We start from the raw sequence: 13208 nt of genomic DNA on the forward strand, positions 1-13208 counted from the left end.
GACGGCGGTGGCCGGCGACTGGCAGGGCGGTGCGTACGGCGCCCGCGGCCGTTGCCTGCTCGCGCCCAACCCCGGGATCATGACGCTCGACGGCACCAACACGTGGGTGCTGCGCGAGCCCACGGCGGAGCGCTCGGTCGTCGTCGACCCCGGTCCGATCGACGACGCCCATCTCGACGCCGTCGCGGAGGCCGCCGGACAGGTGGAGTTCGTGCTCGTCACCCACCACCACGTCGACCACACCGAGGCGGCGCGCTCCTTCGCCGAGCGGATGGGATGCGGCGTGCGCGGCCTCGACCCTGCCCAGTGCTGGCGGTCCGAGCCGGTGAGCGACGGGGAGGTCGTCGACGTCGGCGGCCTCCGCCTGGAGGTGATCACGACCCCCGGCCACACCGCGGACTCCGTGTCCCTGGTCAACGACGCCGACCGGGCGCTGCTGACGGGCGACATGGTGCTGGGACGCGGAACGACCGTGATCGTGCACCCCGACGGCGACCTCGGCGGCTACTTCGACTCGATCGCCAAGATGCGCGCGCTGGTCACCGAGGGGCGCGTGGAGACCCTGTGGCCCGCGCACGGTCCCGTGCTCGCCGACGCCGCGGGGGTGCTGGACCACTACGTCGTGCACCGTCGGGACCGGCTCGCGCAGGTCGAGGCGGCGCTCACCCGGCTGGGACTGAGCCCGACGGACCTGCCGCCCGACGTGGCCGAGCACCCCGACCTGCCGCGCCAGGTGGTCGAGCTGGTCTACGCCGACGTCGACGAGTCGCTCTGGGGCGCCGCCGAGTGGTCGGTGCGCGCCCAGCTGGCCTACCTCGCCACCCGGTAGGGGTCGCTGGGAATCATCCTGGGAGCGGATGTGCTCGCGGCGCGACGGCCGCAGACTGAGGGCCGGACCTCGGCATGGCTGAGAGGAGCTCCGGCGTGTCCACCTCCCAGGAGCAGGGCGTCATCAGGGCGGACATCTGCATCATCGGCGCCGGCATCGCCGGCCTCAACGCGTTGTACGTCGCCAGCCGGTACCTGCGACCCGGCCAGTCGATCGTGCTCGTCGACCGGCACGAGCGTCCCGGCGGGATGTGGGTCGAGACCTACGACTACGTCCACCTCCACCAGCCGCACCAGTTCTTCACGGCGGGCGACCTGCCCTGGACGTCCGGCCTGCCCCCCGAGCACCTCGCGTCCAAAGGGGAGGTGCTCGAACACCTCAGCCAGTGCGTGGCCGAGGTGGGTCGTCGGGTCCGGCTCACCCAGCTCCTCGGCCACGACTTCGAGGGCGCCGACGAGGACGACGAGCAGGTGACCGCCACCTGCCGCGCTCCCGACGGGAGCACGGTCCGGGTGGTTGCCGACCGGTTGATCAACGCCGTCGGACTTCGCGTCGAGCCGAATCCGCCGCTTCCGCTCTCGAGCGACCGGGTCCGCTCGGTCTCCCCGGAGACCTGCGACATGCGCGACGGTCCGATCGCGGCGGACGACGCCCCGGTCTGGGTGGTCGGCAGCGGCAAGACGGGCATGGACGCCGTGCACGCCCTGGTCACCCACCACCCGGGACGCGAGGTCAACCTGCTGGGAGGCACCGGCACGTTCTTCATCAACCGGGACCTCTTCTACCCGACGGGTGCCCGCCGGTGGTGGGGCGGGCTGCGGCCCAACGGGCTGATGGTCGCGTTGGCCGACCGCTTCGACGGCACGAACGAGGCCGAGACGTGGGCGTGGTGCCGTGAGCAGTACGGCGTCTGGGCGCCGCCCACGGCCGAGCACTGCTTCATCGGCCTGATCTCCCCGGCGGAGATCGAGACGATCCGGGCGGGCCTCCACCAGGTCGTCCTCGACCACCTCGTCGACGCGGTCGACTCCGTCGACGGCGTCCGCCTCACGCTCCGGAGCGGCCACCACCTCGACGTCGCGCCGGGGAGCTGGGTCGTGAACTGCACGAGTCACCTGGACTTCCACGGACGGTCGAGCGAGCCGCCGTACCTGTCGCCGGGCGGGCGCGTCGTCCATGTCGGCGCCAGTGGGATGTTCGGCTTCAGCTCCTTCGCCGGCTACTTCCTGACCCACCTGCTCATGCTCGGGAAGATCGGCGAGGTGCCCCTCTACACCGCCGACGGGATCTCGCTCTTCCAGGCGTCGACCTCCGCAGGCGTGGCCGCGGCGCTCACGCTCGCGCAGTACAACCTCGGCCTGGTCCTCGACGCCGTGCCCGCGAAGGTGTTCGCCGAGTGCGGCCTCGACTTCGACCGGTGGTACCCACTCCCGCGCCGCCTCGTCGGGCAGGTCAAGTTCCTCGCCGGGCACAAGCGCAAGCGACAGCACTACCGCCGCGCCCTGGAGACGGTGGGGGAGCGGTTCGGCATCGAGGTCGGTCCGCTGGTCGGCGCTGCGTCCACCGGTCGTCATCGCTCACTGGCCTGACCTGCCGCTGTTGCGGGCCGGCCCGCGGGCCTCGGCTAGCTCCCGGCGAGCGCGGCGTCCCAGCGGCCGTCGGCCTTGGCGGCGTCGACGACCGCGCGGCCGGCGTCGGTCATCAGGCCCTCTGCCTCGAGCGTCGCCACGCGGCGCACGTTGGAGATGGACCACTTGCTGCGGGGTCCCCTCGGTGTGAACCGGATGTACGTCGTCTCCGCATCCCGACCCCGACCCTGGCCGTCGATCCAGCCGAAGCAGAGCGCCTCGAGGACGGCGTCCTCGTAGCCGAGGGCGGTGACGGTGCCGCCCTTCTTGGTGAGGATCACCCAGGCCGCCGGCTGGTCGTCGTGGTGCTCCTCGAGCCACGCGCGCCAACCGGCGCGATCGGGGACGAGGACCTCGACGCCGCTCAGCACCATGCCGACCCGGTGGGCTGCCTCAGCGAGCGCGGCGGGACATGCGGTCCATGTCCATGATCACGACCGAGCGCGGCTCGAGCCGGAGCCAGCCGCGGGACGCGAAGTCGGCCAGGGCCTTGTTGACCGTCTCGCGGGAGGCGCCGACCAGCTGGGCGAGCTCCTCCTGGGTGAGGTCGTGGTGCACGTGGACGCCGTCGTCGGCGGTGCGGCCGAAGCGCTCGGCGAGGTCGAGGAGGGCCTTCGCGACGCGGCCGGGCACGTCGGAGAAGACGAGGTCGGCGACGACGTCGTTGGCCTTGCGCAGCCGGGCCGCGAGCTGGGACAGCAGGCCGCGGGCCACCGCCGGGCGACCGTCGAGCCAGCGCAGCAGGTCCTCGTGGGACAGCGAGGCGAACTCCGCGTCCGTCACGGCCGTGACCGTCGCGGACCGCGGGCCGGGGTCGAAGAGCGACAGCTCGCCGAACATCGAGCCGGGGCCGAGGATCGCGAGCAGGTTCTCGCGCCCGTCGGAGGACGTGCGGCCGAGCTTCACCTTGCCGTCGAGCACGATGTAGAGCTTGTCCCCGCTGTCGCCCTCGTGGAAGAGCACCTCGCCGCGCCGCAGCCGGCTGTCGGACATCGAGGAGCGCAGGGCCGACGCGGCCTCGTCGTCCAGGGCGCTGAAGAGCGGGGCCTGACGGAGCACGTCGTTGTCCACGGTTCCTCCAAGGAGTCGGGGGTGGCGAGCCGGGTCCCCCCAGTGAGGCCAGCCCGGACGCGAGCGCGTGCGCCACGTCCAGCCGCATCCTAGCCAGTGGTCCACCTCACACCTAGTCGGTCTGACCCCCTGGGCGGTCGGCGGCTACCCGTAGGCTGACCGCGTGCGGGCGATCACCACGGAGGCCGAGACCTCGACCGGTCTGGTCCGGCGGGCCCGCAAGATCGATCGGGTCCTGGGCGAGACCTATCCCGACGCCCGGTGCGAGCTCGACTTCGACAACCCCTTCGAGCTGCTCGTCGTCACCGTGCTGAGTGCGCAGACCACCGACAAGCGGGTCAACATCGTGCGGCCGAAGCTCTTCGCCGCCTACCCCGACGCGCGCGCCATGGCGGCCGCCGACCGGGCCCACCTGGAGCAGATCATCGGTCCGCTCGGCTTCTTCCGCGCGAAGACGGAGTCGCTGCTCAAGCTGAGCGCCGCTCTCGTGGAGAGGTACGACGGCCAGGTGCCGCCGCGGCTCGACGACCTCGTGACCCTGCCCGGGGTGGGGCGCAAGACCGCCAACGTCGTGCTCGGCAACGCGTTCGGGATCCCCGGCATCACCGTCGACACCCACTTCGGTCGGCTCGCCCGCCGGTTCGGCTGGACCGAGGAGACCGACGCGGTCAAGGCCGAGCACGCGGTCGGGGCGCTCTTCCCGAAGCGGGACTGGACGATGCTCAGCCACCACCTGATCTGGCACGGCCGGCGGGTGTGCCACGCCAAGAAGCCCGCATGCGGCGCCTGTCCCGTGGCCCGCTGGTGCCCGTCCTACGGCACCGGCCCGACGGACGTCGTCGAGGCCGAGAAGCTGGTGCGCACCGAAGGCCCCAACTGATGGGTCTCGTGACGGTCCCTGCTCGACCACCGGTCCTCGCGGTGCTGCTGGTCATCTGCGTCCTGCTCACCGGCTGCGACCAGGACAAGGCAGCCGGGGGGTGCGGCGTCGACGTCGACACCCACGACCTCCAGGCACAGAAGGCCGCTGTCGGGATGGCGGACTGCCCGGCGGGCAAGGGCGACGCCGATCTCCCCGACGTGGAGCTGTCGTGCCTGGGGGGCGGTAGGGCCGGCTCCCTCAGCGACATCGAGGGTCCGGCGATCGTGAACTTCTGGGGCTCCAACTGCACGCCCTGCGTGAAGGAGATGCCGGCCCTGCAGGCCTTCACCGAGCAGTACGGCGGCCAGGTGCCCGTGATCGGCGTCGACTTCCTCGACACCTACCCGGGGGCCGCGCTCGACCTGGCGGAGCGCACCGACGCCACCTACCCGTCCTACGCCGACCCGTGCGGCGACCTGCAGGCCGACGGTCTCAACATCCCGGGGCTGCCGACCTTCGCGTTCGTGAAGGAGGACGGCTCGGTCCAGCTGTCCAGCCCGGGCGGCCTGGACTCGGTCGGCGCGGTCGTCGACCTCGCCGAGAAGGAGCTCGGGATCGAGCTGCAGGGGTCCGGTTCGTGACCGACCCGTCGTCGTACGCCGTCCCGGACGACCTGCCCGACTGGCTGCTGCCGGTGGCGGCGGCCGCCCGGCGGATCAGCGGCAGCGACCTGACGGCGTTCCTGCCGCCAGCCGGATCGGATCCGCGGCGTGGTGCCGTGCTCATGCTCTTCGGCGAGGAGGGCGGCCGGGGTGACCTCCTGCTGACCGAGCGGGCCCACGACATGCGTTCGCACCCCGGCCAGGTGTCGTTCCCCGGCGGGTCGATCGATCCGGGCGAGACAGCGGTCGAGGCGGCGCTGCGCGAGGCCCAGGAGGAGATCGGGGTCGACCCGGCCGGCGTGGTCGTCTTCGGCGAGCTGCCCGAGCTCTGGCTGCCGCCGTCGAACTTCGCGGTCACCCCCGTGCTGGCCTGGTGGCGCGAGCCACACCCGGTCGAGGTCACCTCGCCCCAGGAGGTGCACGAGATCCACCGCGTCGTGCTCGACGAGCTCTTCCAGCCCGATCGCCGGATCGGGGTGCGCCACCCGAGCGGGTGGACCGGCCCGGGGTTCCTCATCGGCGACGACCGCGACGTGATCCTGTGGGGCTTCACCGGCGGCATCATCGCGCGGTTCTTCGACTTCCTCGGCTGGCTCCCGGCGGTCACCGACCCGCCGGTCCACGAGCTGCCCGACTACATGCTCGCGGAGCACCGCCGTCGTGTCGACGAGGCCCCCGATGGTGACGAGCCGGACAGCCTCGACATCCTGGAGCCCGACGATCCGTCGACCGGCGGACGAGGAGGGCGGGACTGATGGGCCTCAACCTCCTCGACTGGCTGCTCGTCGTGCTCGTGCTGGTCTACGCGCTGTCGGGCTACTGGCAGGGCTTCGTGACCGGCGCCTTCGCGACCATCGGCCTCCTCCTCGGCGGCTTCCTCGGCATCTGGGTCGCCCCGCTCGTCCTCGGCAGTGCCGACCCCTCGCTCGGTGTCTCGCTGGGCGCGCTGTTCATCGTGATCCTCACCGCGTCGCTCGGCCAGGCGCTCTTCCAGTACGCCGGCTCGCGGGTCCGCGAGCGGATCACCTGGCAGCCGGTCCGCGCCGTCGACGCGGTCGGCGGTGCGGCGCTGTCCGCCGCGGCGGTGCTGCTCGTCGCCTGGGCCCTCGGCTACGCGATCTCGGGCACCCGGATCGGCGGGGTCACCGAGGAGGTCCGTGGCTCCTGGGTGCTCAACAAGGTCAACGCGGTGCTGCCGGCGACGGCGCCCAACGTGCTGCAGGCCTTCAACCAGGTCGTCGGCACCGGCTTCTTCCCGCGCTACCTCGAGCCGTTCTCGCCCGAGAACATCCGCAACGTCGCCCCCGGCCCGAGCCGCCTGCAGCACGACCCGCAGGTGCTGGCCACCGAGGACAGCATCCTCAAGATCCGCGGCGCCAACGACTGCGGCCGCGGCGTGGAGGGCAGCGGCTTCGTCTTCGACCGCGACCGGGTGATGACGAATGCGCACGTCGTGGCGGGCGTCGACGACCCCGAGGTCGAGATCGGCGGCCACACCGAGCTCGCGCGGGTGGTCCTCTACGATCCCGAGCTCGACATCGCCGTGCTGAGCGTCGACACCGGCGACGCCCCGGTGCTGCGGTTCGACGACTCGCTCGAGGCCGACGACCCGGTCGCGATCGTGGGCTATCCGCAGGACGGTCCCTTCGACGTGCAACCGGGCCGGATCCGGTCCAACCCGACGCTGCGCTCTCCGGACATCTACGGCAGCGGCACGGTGCTCCGCGACGTCTTCTCGCTGCGCGGACTCGTCCGACCGGGCAATTCCGGGGGCCCGATCATCACTCCCGACGGCAAGGTCGCCGGCGTCGTCTTCGCCGCCTCGGTCGAGGACTCCGACACCGGCTACGCGCTCACCGCGAAGCAGGTCGAGGGGAGCGCGGGCGACGGCCGCGACAGCGATTCCGAGGTCGGCACCGGCGACTGCGCGGCCTAGGCCCACTCCCAGGAAGAGGACACCCCATGACCGAGCAGTACGTCGACTACGCCTTCGCCGACGGCGCAGCCCGCATCACCCTGGCCGCCGCCGACCGGGGCAACCCGATCGAGCCGGTGGCGACCGCGCAGCTGCACGACGCCGTACTCCGGGCGAAGGCCGACGGTGCGCGGGTGATCGTGCTCGCGGCCGACGGCCGGTTCTTCTCGGTCGGCGGCGACCTCGGCGCCTTCGCCGGTGCGGCCGACCCGAGTGCGCTGCTGCTCGACCTCGCGGAGTCGGTGCACCGGGTGATCACCGAGCTGGTGCGCGGCGACGCGGTCGTCGTGACGGTGGTGCAGGGCACGGCCGCGGGCGGCGGCTTCCCGCTCGCCGCGGCCGGGGACATCGTGCTGGCGGCCGAGACGGCGAAGTTCAGCCTCGCCTATGCGCGGGTCGGGCTCAGCCCCGACTGCGGCGGCAGCCAGCTGGTCCACACCCTGGGCCTGCACCGCTCGCTGCGCCTCGCGCTGCTGGGCGACCTGCTCACCGCGCAGGAGGCGGCCGACGCCGGCCTGGTGGCCCGCGTGGTGCCGGCCGACCAGCTCGCCGCCGCCACCGACGAGGTGGTGGCGACGTTGCTGGCGGGCTCGCCGCAGGCGTTCGCCGCGGCGAAGCACCTCCTCCGCGACGCCGCCGAGCCCGCGACGGAGACCGCGCTGCGCAAGGAGGCGCAGTCGATCAGCGCGCTGGCCGGCACTCCCAACGGCCAGGAGGGCATCGCCGCCTTCCTGGAGAAGCGCGCGCCGCGCTTCAGCTGACCGGGCTGACCAGCGGCCGACCAGCGCCGGCCGGGGCTGATCAGTCGGTCGGCGCCGGCGCCGTCGTGGCCGCCGGCTCCTCTCCGTTGGCCACCGCGACGAACCGGTCGACACCGATCTGGGCCCACACGTCGTGCTCGGTCGTGCGCGGCTTGATGTCGAAGGTGCTGATCGAGGCGACGTTGGGCCCGATCCGGACGGCGGTCTGCTCGAGGTAGATGTCGACCTCGGTGCCGTCGGAGGTGGTCAGCGTGCCGCTGCCCGAGGTGCTGTACTGGTCGTCCACGCCCTCGTAGCCGGCGTCGTCGGTGGAGGTCAGGGTGAGGTCCCAGTCGTTGCCGCTGCCGTCGGGGCCCGTGACGGACGTGCAGGCGGCGACGGCGGTCTGCACCTGGTCGAAGACCGCGCCGAGTGCCGTGGCGTCGGGGTAGGCCGACACCGTGCTCTCGACGGTGAGGATGTCGCCGTAGCTGAACTCCGTGCCGGCCTTGTCGCTCTCCTCGAGCCCGTCGGTCAACGTCTCGACGTCGGCGAGGCAGCCCGGCGCGGTCGTGTCGTCCTCGGTCGACGGAGCCGACGTCCAGCCCTGGCCCATGTTGGCGTCCTGGAGCACGGCCTGGCTGATCTGGTCGGCGGTCAGCGGGGCGACGGTGCTCGGGTCGCCGCCGATGGTCTCGCCGTCCTGGTTGACGATCACGGTCTCCGGCGCGTCGGCGTCCTTGTCGCTGTCGCCGTTGCAAGCGGTGGCGGAGAACGCCACGACGGCCAGCACGGCGACGGGTGCGAGGGAGCGGAATCGGGTGGTACGGCGCACGGGAACCTCCGTGGGAGCGGCGAATGTCGACTGAATGAAACCACGCGCCCGGTCGCGCGACCGCGTCGCCAGGTGGACGCCTGACCGCGCAGAGTAGAACACGTTACAGTTTCGGGATGAGCACGTCGGTCTTCGACCCTGTCAGCCTCGGCCCGGTGCGGCTGCGCAACCGGACGGTGAAGGCTGCGACCTTCGAGGGGCGCGCGCCCGAGGGCCAGGTCACCGACGCCCTCATCGACTACCACCTCGCGCCGGCGCGCGGCGGGATCGGGCTGACCACCGTCGCCTACCTCGCGGTCGCCCCGGAGGGACGCACGCACGCCGAGCAGATCGTGGTCGGGCCCGGGACGCTCGCCGGGCTGCAGCGGCTGACCGACGCCGTGCACCAGGAGGGCGCCGGGATCGCCGCCCAGGTCGGGCACGCTGGTCCCGTCGCCAACGGCCGGTCCAACGGCGTGCACGCGATCGCGGCCAGCCGGATGCCGAGCCCGCTCTCGATGCAGATGATCAGGGCTGCGACCGAGCAGGACCTGTCGCGCGTCACGAGGGCGTACGTCGATGCCGCGCGCGTCCTCGTGCAGGCAGGCTTCGACGTCCTCGAGCTGCACATGGCGCACAGCTACCTCCTCTCCTCCTTCCTCGCGCCGGGCCTCAACCGCCGCAAGGACCGCTGGGGCGGGCCCCTCGAGCGACGGGCCCGGCTCGCGCGGCAGGTGGCGCGCGCCGTACGCGACGAGGTCGGCGACGCTGTCGCCGTGACCGCCAAGGTCTCCGTCTCCGACGGCTTCCGCGGCGGCGTCACGACCGACGAGGGCGTGGCGTTCGCGCAGCTGCTGGAGGCCGACGGGCACCTCGACGCGCTGCAGCTGTCGGGCGGCTCGTCGCTGATGAACCCGATGTACCTCTTCCGCGGCGAGACGCCGGTCGCCGAGTTCGCCGCCGCGATGCCGGCGATCGTGCGCTTCGGCATGAGGACGCCGATGGGCAGGAGCTTCCTGAAGCGCTACGAGTTCGAGGAGGCCTACTTCAAGGAGAAGGCGCTCCGCTTCCGGCAGGAGCTGTCGATGCCGCTGATGCTGCTCGGCGGCATCAACCGGCTCGACACGATGGAGCAGGCGATGGCCGACGGCTTCGACTTCGTCGCCATGGGCCGTGCGGTGCTCCGCGAGCCCGACCTGGTCGACCGGCTGCAGGCGGGCACCGCCCGCGAAGGCATCTGCATCCACTGCAACCGGTGCATGCCGACCATCTACTCCGGCACCCGTTGCGTCGAGTGGGCGCCGGCCGAGGTCATCCCGACCGCCTGAGAGCCCGCGCGCCCCGCCCATCCCGCGCACCCCGTGCCCCCGCGCTCACGGCGGCCCGCGCCGGGAGCGGCCCGCGTGAGGAGCGGCCCGCGCCGGGGGTAACTCAGTGTTGCGTTCGCTCCCTCGGAGGTGCGTCCGCTCCCTCGGTGCTGCGACCGGTCACAGCACCGAGGGAGCGGTTCGAACGCGCCGGGAGCGGACCGAACACTGAGTTACCCCCACCCCCCGGGTCCGCCCGAACCTTCCCCAGAAACTAGAACATGTTCTAGTGTGAGCGCATGTCGCAAGCCATCCCGCAGAAGCCGCTCCGCGTCGTCGTCTGGTCCACCGGCACCATCGGCCGCCACGCGATCGCCGGTGTCGACGCCCATCCCGACCTCGAGCTCGTCGGTGTGTGGACGTCGACGGAGGCCAAGAGCGGGGTGGACGCCGGCGAGCTGGCCGAGCTCGGGCGGGAGCTGGGCGTCGCCGCGACGACCGACCGCGACGAGCTCGTCGCGCTCCGCCCGGACTGCGTCATCCACGCGGCGATGACCGACGACCGGGTCTTCGAGTCGATCGACGACCTGACCGGCCTCATCCGCGACGGCGTCAACGTCGTGTCGAGCGGGCCGGTCATCCTCCTGGCCCGCGACGGGACCCTGCCGCCGGAGATGATCGACGGCATCGACGAGGCCGGCCGTCAGGGCGACGCCAGCCTGCACGTCAACGGGATCGACCCGGGCTTCGCCAACGACGTGATGCCGCTGGTGCTGTCCAGCCTCAGCCAGCGCATCGACCACGTGAAGGTCAGCGAGATCGCCGACTACTCCACCTACTACCAGCCGGTCGTGATGCGTGACATCTTCGGCTTCGGACAGCCGATGGACACCCGGCCGATGCTCTGGGAGCCCGGCATCCTCAGCACCGCCTGGGGCCCGGTCGTCCGGCTGATCGCGGCCGGGCTCGACGTCACGCTCGACGAGCCGCTCGTCGAGGAGGTCGAGCGCCGGCCTGCGCCGCGCACGGTCAAGACCTACTCGGTCGACGTCGAGGAGGGCACGATGGGCTCGGTGCGCTTCCGAGTGATCGGCACGGTCGACGGCGTCCCGCGCATCACGCTGGAGCACGTCACGCGCACCGACGCGTCCGCCGAGCCCGACTGGCCGACCCCGTTGGAGGGCGACGGCTGCTACCGCGTCGAGATCACGGGCGAGCCCCAGATGAAGCTGGAGTTCAGCCACCACGGTGAGCACGGCGACCACAACGTCTCCGGGATGATCGTCACCGCCCAGCGACTGGTCAACGCGGTGCCGGCCGTCGTCGCCGCGAAGCCGGGGCTGATCACCGCGCTGGACCTCCCGCTCGTCACCGGCCGGGGCCTGGTGGCTCGATGAGCATCCTCGACCGCTTCACCCTCACCGACCACGTGGCCGTCGTGACCGGCGCCGGTCGCGGCATCGGCGCCGCGACCGCCATCGCCCTCGCCGAGGCGGGCGCCGACGTCGTCATCTCCTCACGCACCGCCGACCAGCTGGAGCAGGTCGCCGAGCGGATCCGCGCGGCCGGGCGGCGGGCCGTCGTCGTACCGGCGAACCTCGCGCACACCGAGGCGGTGGCCGGCCTGGCGCAGGCGGCGTACGACGAGCTCGGCCGGCTCGACGTCGTCGTCAACAACGTCGGCGGGACCATCCCCAACGCCTTCCTCGACACCGACGTCGCCTACCTGGAGGAGGCGTTCCACTTCAACGTCGCCACGGCGCACGCCCTCACCCGCGCCGCCGTCCCGCTGATGCTGGCCTCCGCCGGCGAGCCCGAGGAGCAGCGCCAGAAGTCGGTCGTGAGCATCAGCTCCGCGATGGGCCGGCTGACCGGCCGCGGCTACCTCGCCTACGGCACCGCCAAGGCCGCGCTCGCGCACTGGTCGAAGCTGGCCGCCTCCGACCTCGCCCCGCGGATCCGCGTCAACGGCATCTACGTCGGCTCGGTCATGACGAGCGCCCTGGAGTTCGTCGCCGGGGTGCCGGAGATCAAGCAGCAGATGGAGGAGACCACACCGCTCGGCAGCATCGGCGAGGCCGAGGACATCGCGGCCGCGGTCGTCTACCTGTCCTCGCGCGCCGGCAAGTACGTCACCGGCAAGATGCTCGAGGTCGACGGCGGCATCCAGGCACCCAACCTCGACCTCAACCTGCCCGACCTCGCCCCGAGCGCCGCTGACGCACCTCAGTAGGGTGCCCAGATGACCTCAGGAGTCAGCACCGGCGCGGCCATCTCGCCCGACTCGGGCGAGCACTGGGCCCAGGAGGGCGCGTGGGAGGTGGCGCCGGGGATCCACCGGATCCCGCTGCCCCTGCCGATGGACGGCCTCAAGGCGATCAACGTGTACGTCGTCGCGTCCGACGACGGCCTCACCCTGATCGACGGCGGGTGGGCCATCCCGGTGGCGCGCGAGCTGCTCGACAAGTGCCTGCGGTCGATCGGGTCCGGCTTCGGTGACATCCGACGGTTCCTGGTGACCCACATCCACCGCGACCACTACACGCTGGCGACCGTCCTCGGCCACGAGTACGGCGCCGACGTCGCCCTCGGACTCCCCGAGAAGCCCGGTCTCGACCTCCTGCACGCGGCCGGGCGGGGCGACCTCGAGGGCGGCAACCCGTTCTCCGCCGTGCTGCGGTCGGCCGGCGCCGGGTCGGTGGCGGACGCCTGGGACCTCGGCCGGCGCACCGAGGACCTGCCCGACCCCGTCGACTGGGCCTACCCGGACATCTGGATCGAGGGCGACACGACGTTCGACATCGGCACGCGGTCGCTCGATGCCGTGCACACCCCGGGTCACACGCCGGGCCACTACGTCTACGCCGACCGGGCCGACGGGCTGCTCTTCGCGGGTGACCACGTGCTGCCGACGATCACTCCGTCGATCGGCTTCACGATCCCGCCGGAGCCAGACCCGCTCGGGCACTTCATGGCGTCGCTGGCGCGGGTCCGCGCCCTGCCCGACCTGCGGATCCTCCCCGCCCACGGACCGGTGGCACCGTCGTCGCACACCCGCGTCGACGAGCTGCTCGCCCACCACGAGCACCGGCTCGTGCAGTGCGCCGACTCGTTGCGCTCGCGCGGCGCCTCGACCGCGACCGTCGTCGCCGGCGACCTCGGCTGGACCCGCCACGAGCGCTCCTACGACGAGCTCGACCTCTTCAACAAGGGGATGGCCGCGATGGAGACGAAGGCGCACCTCGACCTGCTGGTCGTCCGCGGCGAGGCGACCGAGACGACCACCGACGACGGGATCGTCTACACGCTGGTCTAGCCTG

The 13208-nt window shown here is 72.3% G+C and carries 14 protein-coding genes; 11 read left to right on the top strand and 3 right to left on the bottom strand.

Features of this window, described 5'->3' with window-relative positions:
* Positions 1-7: 7 nt before the first annotated feature.
* Together ACAX67_RS03340 and ACAX67_RS03345 are read left to right on the top strand one after the other, a co-directional pair.
* Positions 8-829 (top strand): MBL fold metallo-hydrolase, encoded by an 822-nt coding sequence (locus ACAX67_RS03340; RefSeq protein WP_370702392.1) that lies wholly within the window; start codon positions 8-10, stop codon positions 827-829.
* A 95-nt stretch (positions 830-924) separates the two neighbouring features.
* Positions 925-2418: an FAD-dependent oxidoreductase gene (locus ACAX67_RS03345; RefSeq protein WP_370702393.1), complete on the top strand. Its 1494-nt coding sequence runs from the start codon at positions 925-927 to the stop codon at positions 2416-2418.
* A 35-nt stretch (positions 2419-2453) separates the two neighbouring features.
* Here the strand turns inward: ACAX67_RS03345 and ACAX67_RS03350 are convergent, their stop codons facing one another.
* A complete protein-coding gene (locus ACAX67_RS03350; protein WP_370702394.1) occupies positions 2454-2831 on the bottom strand; it encodes a YdeI/OmpD-associated family protein in 378 nt (125 codons plus the stop codon).
* Positions 2832-2850: 19 nt separating this feature from the next.
* Positions 2851-3528 (bottom strand): Crp/Fnr family transcriptional regulator, encoded by a 678-nt coding sequence (locus ACAX67_RS03355; protein WP_149728938.1) that lies wholly within the window; start codon positions 3526-3528, stop codon positions 2851-2853.
* Positions 3529-3691: 163 nt separating this feature from the next.
* Between ACAX67_RS03355 and nth the strand changes: the two genes are divergently transcribed.
* From nth to ACAX67_RS03380, 5 genes are read left to right on the top strand one after another with little or no spacing between them, the layout of a single operon-like run.
* Positions 3692-4408 (top strand): endonuclease III, encoded by a 717-nt coding sequence (gene nth / locus ACAX67_RS03360; RefSeq protein ID WP_370702395.1) that lies wholly within the window; start codon positions 3692-3694, stop codon positions 4406-4408.
* On the top strand, positions 4408-5031 hold the full coding sequence (locus tag ACAX67_RS03365) for a TlpA family protein disulfide reductase (RefSeq protein ID WP_370702396.1): 624 nt from the start codon (positions 4408-4410) through the stop codon (positions 5029-5031). The genes nth and ACAX67_RS03365 overlap by 1 nt, the downstream gene beginning before the upstream one ends.
* Complete coding sequence (locus ACAX67_RS03370; RefSeq protein WP_370702397.1) at positions 5028-5807, top strand: NUDIX hydrolase; 780 nt, start codon at positions 5028-5030, stop codon at positions 5805-5807. Before ACAX67_RS03365 ends, ACAX67_RS03370 begins: the two co-directional genes overlap by 4 nt.
* The gene (locus ACAX67_RS03375; RefSeq protein WP_370702398.1) at positions 5807-6988 is read left to right on the top strand and encodes a MarP family serine protease; all 1182 of its coding nucleotides are present in this window, start codon (positions 5807-5809) and stop codon (positions 6986-6988) included. Before ACAX67_RS03370 ends, ACAX67_RS03375 begins: the two co-directional genes overlap by 1 nt.
* A gap of 26 nt (positions 6989-7014) precedes the next feature.
* Complete coding sequence (locus ACAX67_RS03380; RefSeq protein ID WP_370702399.1) at positions 7015-7788, top strand: enoyl-CoA hydratase/isomerase family protein; 774 nt, start codon at positions 7015-7017, stop codon at positions 7786-7788.
* A 40-nt stretch (positions 7789-7828) separates the two neighbouring features.
* On the opposite strand, the gene ACAX67_RS03385 is transcribed toward ACAX67_RS03380, so the two are convergent.
* Positions 7829-8602, bottom strand: a complete 774-nt coding sequence (locus ACAX67_RS03385) for a hypothetical protein (RefSeq protein WP_370702400.1) — start codon at positions 8600-8602, stop codon at positions 7829-7831.
* A gap of 116 nt (positions 8603-8718) precedes the next feature.
* Here ACAX67_RS03385 and ACAX67_RS03390 point away from each other — a divergent pair, with 116 nt between their 5' ends.
* From ACAX67_RS03390 to ACAX67_RS03405, 4 genes are all read left to right on the top strand, one after another.
* Positions 8719-9909 carry an oxidoreductase gene (locus tag ACAX67_RS03390; RefSeq protein WP_370702401.1) on the top strand — a complete coding sequence of 397 codons (1191 nt, stop codon included), beginning with the start codon at positions 8719-8721 and terminating at the stop codon, positions 9907-9909.
* Between the two features lie 278 nt (positions 9910-10187).
* The gene (locus tag ACAX67_RS03395) at positions 10188-11285 is read left to right on the top strand and encodes an NAD(P)H-dependent amine dehydrogenase family protein (protein ID WP_370702402.1); all 1098 of its coding nucleotides are present in this window, start codon (positions 10188-10190) and stop codon (positions 11283-11285) included.
* On the top strand, positions 11282-12121 hold the full coding sequence (locus ACAX67_RS03400; RefSeq protein WP_370702403.1) for an SDR family oxidoreductase: 840 nt from the start codon (positions 11282-11284) through the stop codon (positions 12119-12121). The genes ACAX67_RS03395 and ACAX67_RS03400 overlap by 4 nt, the downstream gene beginning before the upstream one ends.
* Positions 12122-12130: 9 nt before the next feature.
* Positions 12131-13204: an MBL fold metallo-hydrolase gene (locus tag ACAX67_RS03405; protein ID WP_370702404.1), complete on the top strand. Its 1074-nt coding sequence runs from the start codon at positions 12131-12133 to the stop codon at positions 13202-13204.
* Positions 13205-13208: the final 4 nt, after the last annotated feature.

The organism is Nocardioides candidus, from assembly GCF_041321175.1.
Classification (GTDB): Bacteria; Actinomycetota; Actinomycetes; order Propionibacteriales; family Nocardioidaceae; genus Nocardioides.